Genomic DNA, 16068 nt, shown 5'->3' with positions numbered 1-16068 from the left:
CGCGCGAGCGTCGCCCGCGGAGCGGTCAGCGGTCGAGTACCTCGGCGCCCACGCGCGCCCGCAGCAGGTCGACGATCTCGCCGGGCTCGGCGTGGCGGCCGAGGGTCTTCTTGGAGAAGATCAGTTCACCGTCGAGGGTGACCTCGAAGCGTCCACCGCTCGCCGGGACGAGTCGCAGGTCGGCGATCAGCGGCGCCCACCCGTCCAACACCTCCGCCGCCAGACCGACGGCGCGTGCGGTGTAGTTTCAAGGGACGCAGTACTCGATCGCGATCGAGTGCGTGGGATCCAGCATGGCGCAAACCCTAGCTCGATAGGACGCCTGCGCGCGGCGCCTCGGTGCATGCTGTCATGGCGTCGGAGCGACCGCGCCCACCTCGTCCGCGCCGTACTCGCACTGCACGGGACGACACCATTCGGACAGCGATGACACGTGGGGCGGTGTGACTCGTGTCCGGATGGCGGCGTTCGGTCCAGCGACCGGCGCAGCGGCCGTCGGGATGCACGACGAAGTTACCGAGCGGTAGCATCGGATGCTGAACGCGTCACGCACGAGGGGAGCACCTTGGCCGCCACATCCACCTCACCCCGTCGCGTCGCCATCGTCGACGGCGTCCGTACGCCGTTCGCCAGGCGGTCCGGCGAGCTCGCCGAACTGAGCGCGATCGATCTCGGCCGCCATGTCGTGTCCGAGGTGGTCGACCGCAACGACGTCGACCCCGAGTCGGTCGACCAGGTCGTGTTCGGGCAGGTGATCCTCGACCCGAGCACGCCCAACATCGCGCGGGAGGTGGTGCTCGGCACGGGACTGCCGCCGACGGTCGAGGCGTACAGCGTCAGCAAGGCCTGCATCACCAGCTACCAGACCACCGTGAACGTCGCGCAGGCGATCGCGGCCGGCGTCATCGACTGCGGCGTGGCCGGCGGGGCGGAGTCGGCGAGCCACGTGCCGGTTCTGGTGTCACCGGCGCTGCAGGACGCGCTGCGCGCCGCGGCCGACGCACGGTCGCTGCGCGCCAGGGTCCGGGCGTTCGCCGATCTGCGGCCGGCGGACCTGGCGCCCCGCCCGCCGGATCTGACCGAGCCGTCGACGCAGGAGACGATGGGTGAGTCCGCCGAGCGCATGGCCAAGATCAATGGCATCGATCGCACCGGCCAGGATGACTTCGCGCACCGCAGCCACGTGCTGGCCGCGCGGGCCTGGGACGAGGGCAGACTGACCGACGAAGTCGTTCCGGTCGACGTGCCTCCCGCCTATGAGCGGACAGTCGACGTCGACACCACGGTCCGCTTCGACAGCGACCGACGTCGCTATGACGACCTGAAGCCGGTCTTCGACCGCAGGCACGGGTCGTTGACCGCCGGCAACAGCTCACCGCTGACCGACGGTGCCGCCGCGCTGCTGCTGATGAGCGAGGAGCGTGCCCAGGCGGAGGACCGGGAGCCACTCGGGTTCATCCGCAGCTACGCGTTCACCGCGCTCGATCCGTCCGACCAGCTGCTGCTCGGACCGGTCAGCGCCACACCGCTCGCGCTGCAGCGCGCGGGTGTCGCGTTCGACGATCTCGACCTGATCGACCTCCACGAGGCGTTCGCCGCACAGGTGCTGTCGGTCACACGCGCGTTTGCGTCCGCCGAGCTGTGCAAGCGCTACGCGGGGCTCGACGAGCCGATCGGCGAGGTCGACTGGAGCATCGTCAACCCTCTGGGTGGATCGATCGCGCTGGGACACCCGTTCGCCGCGACCGGTGCCCGGCAGATCTCCCAGACGTTGCGCGAGCTGCGTCGCCGCGGCGGCGGCGTCGCGCTGTGCAGCGCCTGTGCCGCGGGCGGCATGGGCGCCGCCATGATCCTGGAGGCGTGAGAGCCGTGACCCAGACCGCCAGCGACCTGGCCACCCTCGAGCGCCACGGCGACGTCGCCGTGCTGCTGCTCGACGTGCCCGGCGCATCCATGAACACGCTGCGCACCGAGTTCATCGCCGACATCGAACAACTGCTCGACGAGGTCGAGGCCGACCCGGACGTGCGTGGGCTGGTGATCGCCAGCGGGAAGCCGGACAGCTTCATCGCCGGCGCCGACCTCGAGATGCTGGCCGGCGCGGACTCGCACGGCGAGCAGCTCTCGCGTGAGGGCCAGCGGGTGTTCGACCGCATCGAGGGGTCGACGACGCCCGTGGTCGCGGCGGTGCACGGCGCCTGCCTGGGTGGTGGCAGCGAGCTCGCGATGGCCTGCCACGGGCGCATCGCCACAAACGACCCGTCCACCCGGTTCGGCCAGCCCGAGGTGCTGATCGGCCTCATCCCCGGTGCCGGCGGTACCCAGCGCCTGCCACGTCTGGTCGGCATCGAACACGCCCTTGACATCATCCTGACCGGCCGCGAGATGTCAGCGTCACGCGCCCGTCGTATCGGCCTGGTCGACGACGTCGTGCACCCGGCGATCCTCATCGACGTCGCGTGTGACCGCGCGCGTGAGCTGGCCGCCGACCGTGCCGCCGATGGGCGCCGGCGTGATCTGATCGCGCGCGTGCGGGGCGCGCTGCTCGAGGACAACCCGGCCGGTCGCGCAGTGCTGTTCCGTCAGGCCGAGGCCGGGGTCCGGGCACGCACGCACGGCAACCTGCCGGCCCCGTTGCGTGCCATCGAGGTGGTGCGCGTGGGCGTGGAGCAGGGGCCGCGTGCGGGGTACGCCGCCGAGGCGCAGGCATTCGGCGAACTGGTCGGCACCACGCAGGCGCACAACCTCATCCGCGTCGCCGACATGCGTCAGCAACTGCGTCGCGAGGCACGCGCTGCCGCCGGATCCGCGGGCGAGGTGGCCAAGGTCGCGATCGTCGGCGCCGGACTGATGGGTGCCGGCATCGCGGCGGTCACCGTCAGCCGTGCCCATCTCCCCGTGCGCCTGAAGGATCTCGACCGCGGCGCGTTGCGGCGTGGTCTGCGGTCGATCCACAGCTACCTGGACCAGCGCGTGGCGCGACGGCGCATCAGCGCGCACGAGCGGGACCGCCTCCTGTCGCTGCTGCACCCCACGACCGACCATCGCGGGTTCGGTCGCGTCGATCTGGTGATCGAGGCCGTCGTCGAGGACCTCGGCGTCAAGCACCGGGTGCTCAAGGAGCTCGCCGAGGTCACCCACCCTGACACCGTCATCGCCACCAACACGTCGTCGATCCCGATCGACCAGATCGCGGACGGGCATCCACGTCCTGAGCTGGTCGTGGGCATGCACTACTTCTCGCCCGTGCCGCGGGTGCCGCTGCTGGAGGTCGTCCAAGGCCCCCGGACCGCTGACTGGGTGACCGCGACCGCGGTCGATGTCGGTCGCCGGCAGGGCATGACGGTCGTCGTCGTCGGCGACGGCCCCGGCTTCTACACGTCACGGATCCTCGGCCCCTACGTCAACGAGGCGGCGCACCTGCTGGCCGACGGCGCGACCGTCGACGCGATCGACGGGGCGCTGGAACGTCAGGGCTTCCCGGTCGGCCCGTTCCGCCTGATCGACGAGGTCGGCATCGACGTCGCGACGAAGATCTCGGCCATCCTGACCGAGGGCCTCGGCGACCGCATGGCTCCCCCGCCGGCCATGGCCGCGGTCGTGGAGGACGATCGACAGGGACGCAAGAACGGGCGCGGCTTCTACACCTACACCGACGACGGCGACGGCGGCTGGGTCCGTGGCGAAGTCGACACCGGCATCTACCGGTTGATCATCCGGTCCACCCGTCCCGTCCCCGAAGCCGACGAGATCGCCGACCGCGCGCTGCTGGCGATGGTCAACGAGGCGCTGTGGACGCTCGGCGACGGGGTGCTGCGTTCGACCCGCGACGGCGACGCGGCCGCGATCTTCGGGCTGGGCTTCCCGCCTCACCTCGGTGGCCCGTTCCGCTACGTCGACGACCGGGGTCCCGCGGTCGTGCTCGAGCGGCTCCGCGCGTTGGCGGAGGCGCACGGCGAGCGGTTCGCGCCGGCGCCCGTGCTGGTCGACGTCGTCGACCGTGGTGCCACGTTCACGCGGGGTGATGGCGAGCGATGAGCGTCGGCGCCGCACGCTCCGGGCCGAGCGCACCATCGTTCGTCAAGCCGTTGTTCCTGGGTGAGATGCACGAGGGGCTCGTGGCGCCCTACCCCAGGATGGACGCCGAAGAGCAGTCACGCGTCGACGCGCTGGTGGCGGACCTGCACGCGTGGGCTGACGAGCACTACGACGCGCGGGCGGTCGAGGAGGCGCGCTGGATCGACGACGACGTACTGGGCGCGCTGGGCGAGATGGGCATGCTCGGCCTGTACGTCGACCGGGAGCTCGGTGGCCTCGGGCTCAGCCAGACGGCGTACTGCCGGATGTTCGAGGCGATCAGCGAGATCGACCCCACCTTGGGCATCGTGCTGGGCGTGCACCAGTCGATCGGCTACAAGGGCATCCACCTGTTCGGCTCCGACGAGCAGAAGCAGCGGTTCCTGCCCGAGCTGGCGAGTGGTCGCCGGCTCGCAGCCTTCGCGTTGACGGAACCGAACGCCGGCTCCGACGCCTACCACCTGGAGTGCACCGCCGAGTTGCAGGCCGACGGCTCGTACGTGTTGAACGGCGACAAGCGCTACATCGGCAACGGCTCGCGCGCCGACGTGCTGACGACGTTCGCCCGCACCCCGTCGGGCGCGCACGTCGCGCTGCTGGTCGAGAGCGACACCGACGGCTTCGAGGTCGGCGAGCGGTACGACACGATGGGACTGCGGGCCAACGACCTGCGTCGCCTGTCGTTCCGTGACGTGCGGGTCCCCAGGGCGAACGTGCTCGGCTCTGAGGGGCAGGGCTTCGCCATCGCGATGGAGATCCTCAACAACGGGCGCATGTCGCTGGGCACGGCGTCGGTGGCCGCGGCACGCAACCTCACCGACATGGCGATCGGCCACGTCACGCAGCGCGAGCAGTTCGGTCGACCACTCGCTGAGTTCGAGCTCGTGCAGGACAAGATCGGCTGGATGGTCGCCTACACCTACGGGCTGGAGGCGATGGCGTACCTGACCACCGGCATGGTCGACCGCGGCCTCGCCGACTACTCGCTCGAGTCGGCGATCGTCAAGGTCGCCGGCACCGACTTCATCTGGGAGGCCGCCAACCGGGCGTTCCAGCTGGCCGGCGGCAAGGCCTACCTGCGCACCGAGCCGTACGAGAAGGTGCTCCGCGACATCCGCATCTTCCCGATCTTCGAGGGCGCGAACGACGTGCTGCGCAGCTTCATCGCGCTCAACGGCATCGAACCGGTCGCGGCGCAGCTGTCGGGGCTGTCGCACCTGAACCTGCGTGACCCCGTCAACGCGGTGGGCGTCGTGGCGGACTACGTCGGCGACATGCTGCGACGGCGGGTCCAACCGCCACGGCTGACCGTCGCGCACGAACGGTTCGACGCGCACGCGCGGGCGGTCAGCGACCAGGTCGAACAGTTGCGGTCGGTGACCGAGAGGCTGCTGCGCCGGCACGGCGAGGCGATCAAGGTGCGGGGCGCCCAGCACAAGCGCCTGACCGCGGCCGTGACCGACATCTACGCGCAGATCGCGACGCTGGCACGGGTCACCGATGTGCTCGCCCGGCCCGAGCAGGGCATGGTCGGCGACGAGCCGTACATCGCGGAGACGTTCTGCGTGCGCGCCGCCGAGCGGGTGCGCCGCCAGTTCGAGCAGATCGAGCAGAACGACGACGAGCGCGCGTTTCGGATCGCCGAGGCGGCCTACGAGCGTGCCCGTTACCACCACAGCGTCTGACCGCGCATGTCCGCGGTGTCACAGCCGCACGGTTACCGCCAGTGGTGGATCAGTCCGTGCGGTGATCCGGCCGTCGGCGAGCGTCACGTCGAGCCGGTGGTCACCCAGGTGGATGCCGGTCAGGCGCAACGTCACGTCGTCGCGCAGCGCCGGGCCGATGGTCACCGTGCCGGCCGGGACGTCGGGATCCAGCCGCAGCATCGTGCGCAGCAGCGACAGCGGCGCCGCGGCGCTCCATGCCTGCGGATCGCACGTCGTGGGGTACGGCACCGGTGTCGGGACCTCATCGCTGTCGTAGCCGCCGAACAGCTCGGGCAGCCGCCAGTCGACGTGCTCGGGGGCGGTGAGCACACCGTCGGCCAGCCGCGCGGCCGCTCCGGTCGCGCCCGCGCGGGCGATGCCGTCGACGACGAGCGCTGTGTCGTGTGGCCAGACCGACCCGCGGTGGTACGACAGCGCGTCGTAGGCGGCCGCGTCCCGACTCACTGTCCGCATACCCCATCCGGCGTCCATGTCGCCGCGCGTCAGCCGGTCGGCCAGGGCACGTGCCATGCCAGCGTTGAGCAGGTCGACCACAGCGCGTGCCCGGCGTTGGACGACGCCACCTCCAGCGGCCGGCCCGAGCCGTCGCGGGCCATGGCGAGCACGCAGCCGGCGGCCGGTCCTGTCGACGACCAGCCAGTGGATCAGCTGCCGCTGGGCGCCTGGTGCGGCGGTGCGTAGCAGGTCGAGCCGGTGGACGGCCACGTCGACCCGCAGGTCGGACAGCAGGCGGCGATCGTGCCGGTGATCACAACCCTCGCCGCGCTGGACACGACCGTGGGCGCCGTCATCGTCAGCGCGACCGACGGCACGATCGCGGCCGACGGCGTGACCGGCCTTCCGGTTCCGTCCGCTCGGTGTTGGGGGTGGTCAAAGGCACGCAGATGGTCTATACCACGACGTGAGGGTTCATCGACGTCGAGGAGATTTGCGTGCCAGCTGTTCGAAATCGAGCGTGGGGCGTCGGGCGGGCAGGTTGCAGGCTCCTGACGCTGGTCGTGCTCGCACTGCTCGCGGCCGCGTGCAGCCTGCCGGCGCCGTCGTCGACCGGTGCGGGACCCGATGACCTGGTGTGGGCCGTCGGTGGCGCGTCCGCCGCACCGGGCGCCGTGAACGACAGGATCGCCAAGCTCTACACCGAGCAGGACCCGTCGCGTCCTGCCGTGCAGCTGGTCCCGCTGCCGGACGAAGCGGACCTGCAGCGCGAGCAGATGGCCTACGAGCTGCAGGCGCAGAGCCCCACGTTCGACGTCCTCGGCCTCGACGTGATCTGGACGGGCGAGTTCGCGGTCAACGGCTGGATCGAGAAGCTCGAGGACCGACGCAGCGACCTCGAGGGTGTGGTGCTCGACTCGGCGCTGGAGTCCGCCCTGCACGAGGAGGAGGTGTGGGCGGCACCGTTCAACACCAATGCCGGCTTCTTGTACTATCGCACCGACCTCGTCGACGAGCCACCCAAGACCTGGGACGAGCTGGCGACGATGGCCAAGGAGATCGGTCAGAAGGAGGGCATCGGCGGGTACGTCGGTCAGGGCTCCCAGTACGAGGGGCTTGTCGTCAACTACCTGGAGCTCGTGTGGGGCGCCGGCGGCGAGCTGGTGAACGAGGATGGCAGCCAGGCCGTGCTGGAGGAGAACGAGGCCGGGCAACGGGCGCTCGAGTTCATGCAGACCGCGCTGGAGGACGGCACCTATGCCCCCGGCTTCAACACCATGCTGGAGGAGGAGGGGCGCAACACCTTCCAGAGCGGCGACGCCGTGTTCATGCGCAACTGGCCGTACGCCTACGCGCTGATGCAGGGTGAGGACGAGGAGAACCCGAGCGCCGTGAAGGGCAAGTTCGACATCGCGCCGCTGCCCACCTTCACGGGGGATGGCACCGTGTCGGCGCTCGGTGGGTTCAACCTCGCGGTCAACGCCTACTCGGAGAAGATTGACCAGGCCAAGGACTTCGTCGTCTGGGCCGCGACCGACCCGGAGGCCCAGAAGATGCTCGCCGAGGACTCGCTGCCGCCGACCCGCGAGGACGTCTACGACGAGCTGTCCGACGACCCGGTGATGAGCCTGCTGGCGGAGATCCTTCCCCAGTCGAAGCCGCGTCCTCCGGTCCCCGCGTACAACTTCCTGAGCCAGGACATCCAGCAGTCGATCTTCCCGGCGTACAACGGCGACGCGCCAGTGGGGCCGACGATCAGTGGACTGAACGCCGAGCTGAACAGCCAGCTGGAGGGCTAGGTATGGCCGTCGACACCGAGGAGACCGCGAGCGCCGGACAGGAGTCCGAGCCGCCGAAGTCGCAGTCCCGGGGCATGTCCGAGCGCACGCTGGCACGTGCCTTCATGGCGCCGTCGGTCACCGCGATGGTGCTGGTCGCCGGCTTCCCCATCATCTGGGCCGTCTTCCTGAGCCTCTGGGCCTACCAGGGACGCGAGCGGACCGGCTTCGCGGGCTTGGGCAACTACGTCGAGGCGGCCACCGACCCACGGTTCTGGGACTCGGTGCTCGCGACATTCGTGTTCACCGTCGGGTCGGTGTTCTTCGAGTTCATCATCGGCATGGTCTTCGCGCTGATCATGAACCGGGCCTTCTTCGGTCGGGGCGTCACCCGGGCGGCCATCCTGATCCCGTGGGTCATCCCCACGGTCATCAGCGCCCAGATGTGGTTCTTCATGTTCAACATCACCCCCGGCTTCATCAACTCCGTGGTTCCGTTCGTCCCCGCCGACTTCAACTGGCTGGGCACCGACTACTGGGCGATGTTCGCGGTCATCTTCGCCGATGTCTGGAAGACGGCGCCGTTCGTGGCGTTGCTGCTGCTCGCCGGCCTGCAGACGATCCCCGGCGACCTGTACGAGGCGGGCCGCGTCGACGGCGCCACCGCGTGGCAGCAGTTCCGCAACATCACGCTGCCCCTGCTGCGCCCGGCCATCCTCGTCGCCCTGCTGTTCCGGACGGTCGACGCCCTGCGCATCTACGACCTGCCGGCCGTGATGACCAACGGCGCGTTCGGTACCGAGACCTTGTCGGTCCTGGTGCAGCAGTTCGTGGTGCAGACGCCCGATCCCGGCCTGGGGTCGGCGTTCTCAACGTTGACGTTCGCGATCGTGCTGGCGGTCGGCATCGTCTTCATCGCGGCACTCGGCAGGGATCTGGTCATCGGGGCGGAGGAGTAGGCAATGAGTCAGACGACCGAGGCCGAGGCCACCGAGACCAGGGCGCCGGCACCCAGGCGGAAGGCGGCAGCGTCGGGCGAGGACACGACCGCCAAGAAGGTCGGCAAGGCCCTGCTGCTGGCGACGATCTTCGTGTGGTGCCTGTTCCCGTTCGTGTGGCTGATCAGCACGAGCATGAAGCAGGGCAACAACGCGCTGAACGACCCCAACCTGTTTCAGGGCCCGTTCGGGTTCAACAACTACGTGACGGTGTTCGAGCAGAACTTCTTGTACAACCTGCGCAACACGTTCGTGGTGGCGATCTTCACGACCGTTATCTGCATCGTCATCGGCAGCTTCGCCGCCTACGCGCTGGCGCGCCTGCCGTTGAAGAAGAAGGTCCTGTGGATGTCGGGGGTGCTGGCCGCCAGCCTGTTCCCCCCGGTCGCGCTCGTGCCGCCGCTCTATGAAGCGTGGCGTACCCTCGGCCTGCTCAACACCTACCCGGGCCTGTACATCCCCTACATCGCGTTCACCCTGCCGTTGACGATTTTCATCCTGGTGACGTTCTTCTCGTCGATCCCCATGGAGCTGGCCGAGGCGGCCCGTGTCGACGGCGCGACGCCGTGGCAGACCTTCTACAAGGTGGTCCTGCCACTGGCGGCACCGGGGGTGTTCGCCGCGGCGATCATCGTCTTCGTCTTCGCCACCAACGAGTTCCTGATCGCGAGCACGTTCGCGCCCAGGGACCTCGAGGTGCAGACCGCGACCACGGCGATCGCGTTCTTCACGGGCGCGAGCCAGTTCGAGCGGCCCATCGGCACGATCACGGCCGCATGCGTGGTCATCTCGATCCCGCTCATCATCATGACGCTGATCTTCCAGCGCCGGATCGTCGCGGGCCTGACGGCGGGCAGCGTGAAGGGCTGACAGGTCCGGCGGTCGGGCCGGCTCGTGCAATCGGGGGTGGACGATGAACGGTGTCCCACGTCGGACGATGGGTCTGATCCTTGCCATCGTGCTGGTGGCCGCGGCGCTCGCGGGCCCTGCCAGCGCGGCACCGGGTGCTGGGGACAACCAGGTCGCGCACTCGCCCGAGCTGACCGAGACCACGCGGCTCGACGACCGGCGCGCCGTCGTCATCGGTGAGCGCTGGTACCAGACGTCGACGGCCGACGGGCTGTACCCGGCGATGGGGTTCCACACCCGGGGCGAGATGGGCGGCATGTGGTCGCCACCCATCAAGCTGCTCGACGGCATGTGGTTCAACGTCGGCGGCCGCTGGCTCGGCGACGCCGCCGAAGCCACCAGCTTCTCGAGCGGATGGGGGTACCACCGCATCGCCTACGCCGCGCGCGGTGGCCTGACCGTCGACCGCACCGACGTCGCGCCCGACGGCGTGCGGGCCGGGCTGATCGGCCTCACCCTGACGTCGAACTCGCCACGCCGGGTACGGCTGCTCGTCGACGCGCACTCGGAGCTGATGTCCACCTACCCGTGGGGCGAAACGGACCCCAGCCAGCTCGAGTACAACCTCGCCGACGACGGTTCCTTCGACGCGTCGCGCGGTCGACTGGTGTTCAGCGAACAGGGCACCCCACCGGTCGCCAATGCGCTCGCGCACGACTGGACCGCGGTGGTCGGCAGCACGCTGTCGCCGGAACACCACCGGCTCGGCCGGGACTTCCGCGGGCCGCAGGATCCCGCCGTCATCTGCCCGGCGTCCGGTCCCGACGCACCCGAGCAGCCGGAACGCTGCGATGACACCGAGTACGGGCGGGGCGCCGGCGGGAGGATGACGTACCGGGTCAAGCTTCGCGCCGGGGAGCCGACCACCGTGTGGTTCGCGGTCGGGGGGTCCGACGCCAGCGCTTCCGACGCGCACGCGGCCGTGGACGCGGTGCTCGCCGATCCGACCGGCCAGCTCGGGCGGACCGTCGCCGAGCGGGAGGCGGAGGGGTCCTACAGCGTCGTCGACCTGCCCGGCGACCGGCTGCTCGAGCGCAGCGTCGAGTGGAGCAAGCAGAACCTGCTGGCGTCGGATCAGATCGCGACCGACCTGCAGCTGCGCTCGACCAACGCCGGGCAGAACTTCCCCGCACCGGAGGGGACGGTCGAGCAGGCACGCTGGCTCGGCGCCGGCTGGCCCGACTACCCGTGGATCTTCGGTACCGACGGGGAGTACACGGCGTTCGCCAGCGTCGCGATGGGCCAGTTCGACGCCATCAAGGCGCATCTGCGCGCGCTGCGGGACGTCAGCGAGATCATCAACGACGGCAGCGGCAAGGTCGTCCACGAGGTCACGCCCGATGGCGCTGTCTACTTCGGTGCGAACGAGGATCCCGGCAACACCGACGAGACGGCCAAGTTCCCCAGCGCCGTCGCACTGATCTGGCGCTGGACCGGCGACGACGCGTTCCGCGACGACCTGTACGACTTCTCGGTCCGCGGGATGCGCTACATCGTCAGCGAGCTCGACGACGACGGCGACGGGTGGCCCGAGGGCCTCGGCAACGTCGAGCGGCCGGGCATGGGTGAGGAGAAGCTCGACAACGCCGTCTACACCATCCGCGGCCTGTACGACCTGGCCGACATGGCGCGGGCGAAGGGCGACGACGCGACCGCCGACTGGGCCGCCGGTGTGGGCGCCGACATGGCGTCCCGCTTCGAGGACGCCTGGTGGTACGGCGGTGACACCCGCAGCTACGCCGACTCCCTGACCAATCCGACAAACGAGCGGGTCTTCCAGCGGCACTGGATCGGCGTGACGCCGATGGACGCGCTGCTGCCTCGCCAGGACGGTCCGTCCGAGCCGCTCGCCTCCGAGGAGCACGGCAACGCGGCACTCGACGAGCGCGAGGAGAACTGCTACACCGACGAGCTCGGCCTGTGGCACACCGGGACCGGCCCGACCTCGGCCGAGGGCGGCAACCCCGGCCCCAGCTGTGACAGCGTGGTCTCGGAGGTCCCCAGCGAGCGCAACGCCTTCTCGTTGAACACCGGGATCATGGCGGTCGCCGAGGGCAACTTCGGCCGTCTCGGCACGGACCAGCAGCAGCACTACACGACCGCCAACGCGCGGATCCAGCTCGACCCGTCGATCTGGGAGCAGCCGGGTGCCATGCCCGAGATCGCGCCGGCAGGGGACTTCACACCCAACATCGACCGCCTCTTCACCGAGCGGTCGATGGTGCTGCAGGCGTGGGGCGCGTACGGGACGCTGTGGCCGGTCGTCCACCAGCAACTCGGCGTCGCACCGGATCTCGGTCGCGACACCGTGGCGGTCGCACCGAAGATCCCCGACGGTCAGCAGCACATCGCAGGGGACCGCATCCGTCTGGGTGACGGTCTGATCGCGGTGGAAGCCGACCGTCGACCTGACCGCCTGCAGACCGTCGTGGAGGGCGAGGTGGACGGGACGCTCGCGATCGGCCACGTGCTGCCCGACGGCGCGGACGTCGCCGCCGTGACGCTCGACGGCGCGACGGTGCCCTACGACGTGCTGGAGACGTACCGCGGACGTCAGGTCGTCGTCGACGCCGGCGCCGCGTCGGGCCGCCACGTGCTGGACGTCCAGATCCGCTGATCGCGCCCCGGGCCGTCCCGTACCGGTCAGCCGGCGGTCGCGGCCGACACGATCTTCTGCGCCTCGTCCAGGATGCGCTCGAGGTGGTCGTCGCCGGCGAAGCTCTCGGCGTAGATCTTGGTCTTGTCCTCCGTGCCGCTGGGACGGGCCGCGAACCAGCCGCGCTCGGTGACGACCTTGAGGCCGCCGATCGGCTGGTCGTTGCCGGGCGCACGGGTGAGCATGCGCTCGATCGCGTCGCCCGCGAGTTCGTCGGCGTGGACGTCCTCCGGCGACAGCTGCGTGAGCCGTGCCTTCTCGTCCGGTGTCGCCGGCGAGTCGATGCGCCGGTACACCGGCGACCCGTGCTGGCGCGTCAGGCGTTCGTAGTGCACGCCCGGGTCGTCGCCGGTGCGCGCGATGATCTCCGCGGCCAGCAGGCACAGGATCAACCCGTCCTTGTCGGTCGACCACACCGATCCGTCGATCTGCAGGAACGACGCGCCCGCGCTCTCCTCGCCGCCGAAGGCGATGCGGCCGTCGAGCAGCCCGTCGACGAACCACTTGAACCCGACGGGCACCTCGACCAGTGAACGGCCCGCCGCACCCACCACGGCGTCGATCATGCTGCTCGACACGAGGGTCTTGCCGATCCCCGCGGTGCGCGGCCAGTGCGCGCGGTGGTCCAGCAGGTACTCGATCGCCACCGCGAGGTAGTGGTTGGGGTTGCGCAGGCCGTCGGGGGTCACGATGCCGTGGCGGTCCGCGTCCGCGTCGTTGCCGAACGCCACGTCGTAGCGGTCGGCCAGGTCGATCAGGCTGCGCATCGCGTCCGGCGACGAGCAGTCCATGCGGATCTGACCGTCGCTGTCGAGTGTCATGAACCCGAACGTCGGATCCACGGTGTCGTTGACCAGCTCGAGATCGAGGCCGTGGCGCTCCGCGATCTCCCCCCAGTACGCCACGCTCGCGCCGCCGAGCGGGTGGACGCCGATGTGCACGCCGGCGTCGCGCACGGCGGCGAGGTCCACCACCTGCGGCAGTTCGTCGACGTACTTCCCCAGGAAGTCGTAGCCCGACACCCGCTCATGGGTGCGCGCGTCCGGGACCCGTGGCACGGCGTCCAGCCCGTCGCGCAACAGGGCGTTGGCGCGGTCCTCGATCCAACCGGTGACGTCGCCGCCGGCGGGGCCGCCGTTCGGCGGGTTGTACTTGAACCCTCCGTCGCGGGGCGGGTTGTGCGACGGCGTGATGACGACCCCGTCGGCGATGGCGTCGCCGGCGGCGTTGTGCCGCAGGATCGCGCGCGACAGCGCCGGTGTCGGGGTGTAGCCGTCCCGGTCGTCGACGCACACGTCGACGTCGTTGCCGGCGAACACCTCGAGGCTCGTGTCGAACGCCGGCGCCGACAGCGCGTGGGTGTCACGGGCGACGAACAGCGGACCCGTGATGTCGTGCCCGCGGCGGTACTCGCAGATCGCCTGGCTGATCGCGAGGATGTGCGCCTCGTTGAAACTGCCGTCGAACGCCGATCCGCGGTGGCCGGAGGTGCCGAACGCAACCAGCTGTGCCGGATCGTCGACCTCGGGCCGGCGGTCGTGGTACGCGCCGATCAGCGCGTCGACGTCGATCAGGTCGTCGCTTGTCGCCGGCTGCCCGGCACGCTCGTGTCGGCTCATCGCTGTGCACTCCCCAGGTCGCGGTGTACGTTGCGCTGCGGGTGGGTGGTGGCCCACCAGACACCATGCCCCGCCAACCGGCGGCGCTACCAGGGCGGGCCAACGATCGGCGGGTGCGCATGGACCTCGACGAGGCACTGGACCTGGCGCTGCGACGTTATGTGGACGCCCACCCACGTAGCCGCGCGCTCCACGAGCGGGCGCGGCGGGTGCTACCCGGTGGCAACACCCGCACGGTGCTGCACTTCGAACCGTTCGCGTTCCGGGTGGAGCGTGCCGACGGTGCGCACCTGGTCGACGTCGACGGCCACCGTCGCCTCGACGTGCTCGGCGACTACTCCGCAGGGCTGCTGGGTCATCAGCCTCAGGCCGTCGCCGACGCCGTCCGCGACCGGCTCGACACGGGCTGGGCGCTCGGCGGCATGACCGAGCCGGAGATCGCCTTCGCCGAGGCGGTCGTCGACCGGTTCGCGTCCATCGACCAGGTGCGCTTCACCAACTCGGGCACCGAGGCCAACCTGATGGCGATCATGACGGCCCGTCACGCGACCGGCCGCGACCGCGTCGTGGTGTTCGCGGGCGGTTACCACGGCGGGTTGCTGTACTACGGTCCCACCGGTGCGCCCCTGCGCGCACCGTTCGAGCACGGGGTGCTCGACTACAACGACGTCGACGCCCTCGAGCGCGAACTGACCGTCAACGGTGAGCGCATCGCGTGCGTGCTGGTCGAACCGATGCTGGGTGCCAGCGGCTGCATCCCCGCCACCGCCGGATTCCTCGACGCGCTGCGCAGCGGCACGCGCGACGTCGGCGCCGTCCTGATCTTCGACGAGGTCATGACCTCACGGCTGGCGCCGGGTGGCGCGCAGCAGTTGACCGGCGTCACGCCCGACATGACCACGCTGGGCAAGTACGTCGCGGGAGGCATGACGTTCGGCGCGTTCGGCGGCCGGCGCGACCTGATGACGGCGTTCGACCCGGAGGTCGGCGGACTGGCGCACGCCGGGACGTTCAACAACAACACGTTCACGATGGCGGCGGGTGTCGAGGTGCAGCGCATCGTGACCCGTGACGGATACCTCGAACGGCTGTCCGCCCGGGGTGACCGCCTGCGGCAACGGCTCGCCGACGTGTTCGACGCCTCGCCACTGGCGTTCCGCGTGACCGGCTGGGGATCGCTGGGAGCCATCCACCCGGTCGCAGGACCGGTGACCCACGTCGGCGACCTCGCCGACGCGGACGACCGCTGGCGCCGGTTGTTGTTCCACCACCTGCTCGACGCCGGGTACTACACCGCGCCGCGCGGCTACATGGCCCTCAGCGCGGCCCTGACGGGCGAGGACATCGATGGCTTCGTCGTCGCCGTCGAGGCGTTCTGCGACCGGTACGGCGCGCTCGGGTGACCGCAGGCGCCTGTCACTGCCGGTAGTGCTCGACGGTGTCGACGTCGCGGACCTCCGCCCCCTCGGGATCCTCGTCGAACTCGCGGCGTGCGCGCCGCTGGCGCAGCAGATCCCAGCACTGGTCCAACGCGATCTCGATGCGCTCGATGCGGGCGCGTTCGTCGTGGTCGAGCGCCTCCTCGGTGTGTCGACGCCGCAGGTGGTCCTCCTCCTCGACCAACGCCGTGATCCGCGACAGGATCTCCTGATCGTCCATCCCGAATGACTCCTCGCCGTTCGATGTCGCCGACCATACCGCCACGCGCGTCCGGTGCTGCGACGTCGCCGCGACCCGCCGTCGGGCGAGCTCGATCGGACACGACGGACACCGCCCACGGTGTCCCCGATGTCCGGATCAGATCGTTCGCGCCGCGGTCGACGCCAGACTGGGCGGCATGCCTCGTCACGCGGCGCGACGGATGACGCC

12 protein-coding genes are annotated in these 16068 nt (G+C 70.3%); 8 read left to right on the top strand and 4 right to left on the bottom strand.

Going from position 1 to position 16068, the window contains the following annotated elements:
- Positions 1-25: 25 nt before the first annotated feature.
- Positions 26-295, bottom strand: a complete 270-nt coding sequence (locus VFZ70_03570; protein HEX6254870.1) for an Rdx family protein — start codon at positions 293-295, stop codon at positions 26-28.
- 270 nt (positions 296-565) lie between these two features.
- On the opposite strand from VFZ70_03570, the gene fadI reads away from it, so the two are divergent.
- The 3 genes from fadI to VFZ70_03555 are packed head-to-tail and all read left to right on the top strand — an operon-like array spanning position 566 to position 5762.
- Positions 566-1864, top strand: coding sequence for an acetyl-CoA C-acyltransferase FadI (gene fadI, locus VFZ70_03565; GenBank protein HEX6254869.1), 1299 nt, complete (start codon positions 566-568; stop codon positions 1862-1864).
- A 5-nt stretch (positions 1865-1869) separates the two neighbouring features.
- Entirely contained in the window at positions 1870-4038 is a 2169-nt protein-coding gene (locus tag VFZ70_03560) for a 3-hydroxyacyl-CoA dehydrogenase NAD-binding domain-containing protein (protein HEX6254868.1), read from the top strand.
- Complete coding sequence (locus tag VFZ70_03555; GenBank protein ID HEX6254867.1) at positions 4035-5762, top strand: acyl-CoA dehydrogenase family protein; 1728 nt, start codon at positions 4035-4037, stop codon at positions 5760-5762. Before VFZ70_03560 ends, VFZ70_03555 begins: the two co-directional genes overlap by 4 nt.
- A gap of 18 nt (positions 5763-5780) precedes the next feature.
- Here VFZ70_03555 and VFZ70_03550 read toward each other — a convergent pair whose 3' ends face one another.
- The gene (locus VFZ70_03550; GenBank protein HEX6254866.1) at positions 5781-6509 is read right to left on the bottom strand and encodes a hypothetical protein; all 729 of its coding nucleotides are present in this window, start codon (positions 6507-6509) and stop codon (positions 5781-5783) included.
- Positions 6510-6736: 227 nt separating this feature from the next.
- On the opposite strand from VFZ70_03550, the gene VFZ70_03545 reads away from it, so the two are divergent.
- The 4 genes from VFZ70_03545 (at position 6737) to VFZ70_03530 (ending at position 12541) form a co-directional block, all read left to right on the top strand.
- A complete protein-coding gene (locus tag VFZ70_03545) occupies positions 6737-8038 on the top strand; it encodes an ABC transporter substrate-binding protein (GenBank protein ID HEX6254865.1) in 1302 nt (433 codons plus the stop codon).
- A 2-nt stretch (positions 8039-8040) separates the two neighbouring features.
- Positions 8041-8976, top strand: a complete 936-nt coding sequence (locus tag VFZ70_03540) for a sugar ABC transporter permease (GenBank protein ID HEX6254864.1) — start codon at positions 8041-8043, stop codon at positions 8974-8976.
- 3 nt (positions 8977-8979) lie between these two features.
- Positions 8980-9885: a carbohydrate ABC transporter permease gene (locus tag VFZ70_03535; GenBank protein ID HEX6254863.1), complete on the top strand. Its 906-nt coding sequence runs from the start codon at positions 8980-8982 to the stop codon at positions 9883-9885.
- A gap of 67 nt (positions 9886-9952) precedes the next feature.
- The gene (locus VFZ70_03530; GenBank protein ID HEX6254862.1) at positions 9953-12541 is read left to right on the top strand and encodes a hypothetical protein; all 2589 of its coding nucleotides are present in this window, start codon (positions 9953-9955) and stop codon (positions 12539-12541) included.
- 26 nt (positions 12542-12567) lie between these two features.
- Here the strand turns inward: VFZ70_03530 and pgm are convergent, their stop codons facing one another.
- Positions 12568-14199: a phosphoglucomutase (alpha-D-glucose-1,6-bisphosphate-dependent) gene (pgm, locus tag VFZ70_03525; GenBank protein ID HEX6254861.1), complete on the bottom strand. Its 1632-nt coding sequence runs from the start codon at positions 14197-14199 to the stop codon at positions 12568-12570.
- Positions 14200-14318: 119 nt separating this feature from the next.
- Between pgm and VFZ70_03520 the strand changes: the two genes are divergently transcribed.
- Positions 14319-15602 (top strand): aminotransferase class III-fold pyridoxal phosphate-dependent enzyme, encoded by a 1284-nt coding sequence (locus tag VFZ70_03520; protein ID HEX6254860.1) that lies wholly within the window; start codon positions 14319-14321, stop codon positions 15600-15602.
- A gap of 13 nt (positions 15603-15615) precedes the next feature.
- On the opposite strand, the gene VFZ70_03515 is transcribed toward VFZ70_03520, so the two are convergent.
- Positions 15616-15858: a DUF2630 family protein gene (locus VFZ70_03515; GenBank protein ID HEX6254859.1), complete on the bottom strand. Its 243-nt coding sequence runs from the start codon at positions 15856-15858 to the stop codon at positions 15616-15618.
- Positions 15859-16068: the final 210 nt, after the last annotated feature.

Source organism: Euzebyales bacterium, from assembly GCA_036374135.1.
GTDB lineage: Bacteria > Actinomycetota > Nitriliruptoria > Euzebyales > JAHELV01 > JAHELV01.
The sequence above is the reverse complement of the archived record's forward strand: the minus strand, read 5'-3'. Positions and strand labels throughout refer to the sequence as shown.

What these genes read in the sequence shown, in the direction of transcription:
- pgm (HEX6254861.1), bottom strand. Translation starts at nt 14,199, where the DNA reads ATGAGCCGACACGAGCGTGCCGGGCAGCCGGCGACAAGCGACGACCTG.
- VFZ70_03535 (HEX6254863.1), top strand. Translation starts at nt 8,980, where the DNA reads ATGAGTCAGACGACCGAGGCCGAGGCCACCGAGACCAGGGCGCCGGCA.
- VFZ70_03520 (HEX6254860.1), top strand. Translation starts at nt 14,319, where the DNA reads ATGGACCTCGACGAGGCACTGGACCTGGCGCTGCGACGTTATGTGGAC.
- VFZ70_03540 (HEX6254864.1), top strand. Translation starts at nt 8,041, where the DNA reads ATGGCCGTCGACACCGAGGAGACCGCGAGCGCCGGACAGGAGTCCGAG.
- VFZ70_03555 (HEX6254867.1), top strand. Translation starts at nt 4,035, where the DNA reads ATGAGCGTCGGCGCCGCACGCTCCGGGCCGAGCGCACCATCGTTCGTC.
- VFZ70_03515 (HEX6254859.1), bottom strand. Translation starts at nt 15,858, where the DNA reads ATGGACGATCAGGAGATCCTGTCGCGGATCACGGCGTTGGTCGAGGAG.
- VFZ70_03530 (HEX6254862.1), top strand. Translation starts at nt 9,953, where the DNA reads ATGGGTCTGATCCTTGCCATCGTGCTGGTGGCCGCGGCGCTCGCGGGC.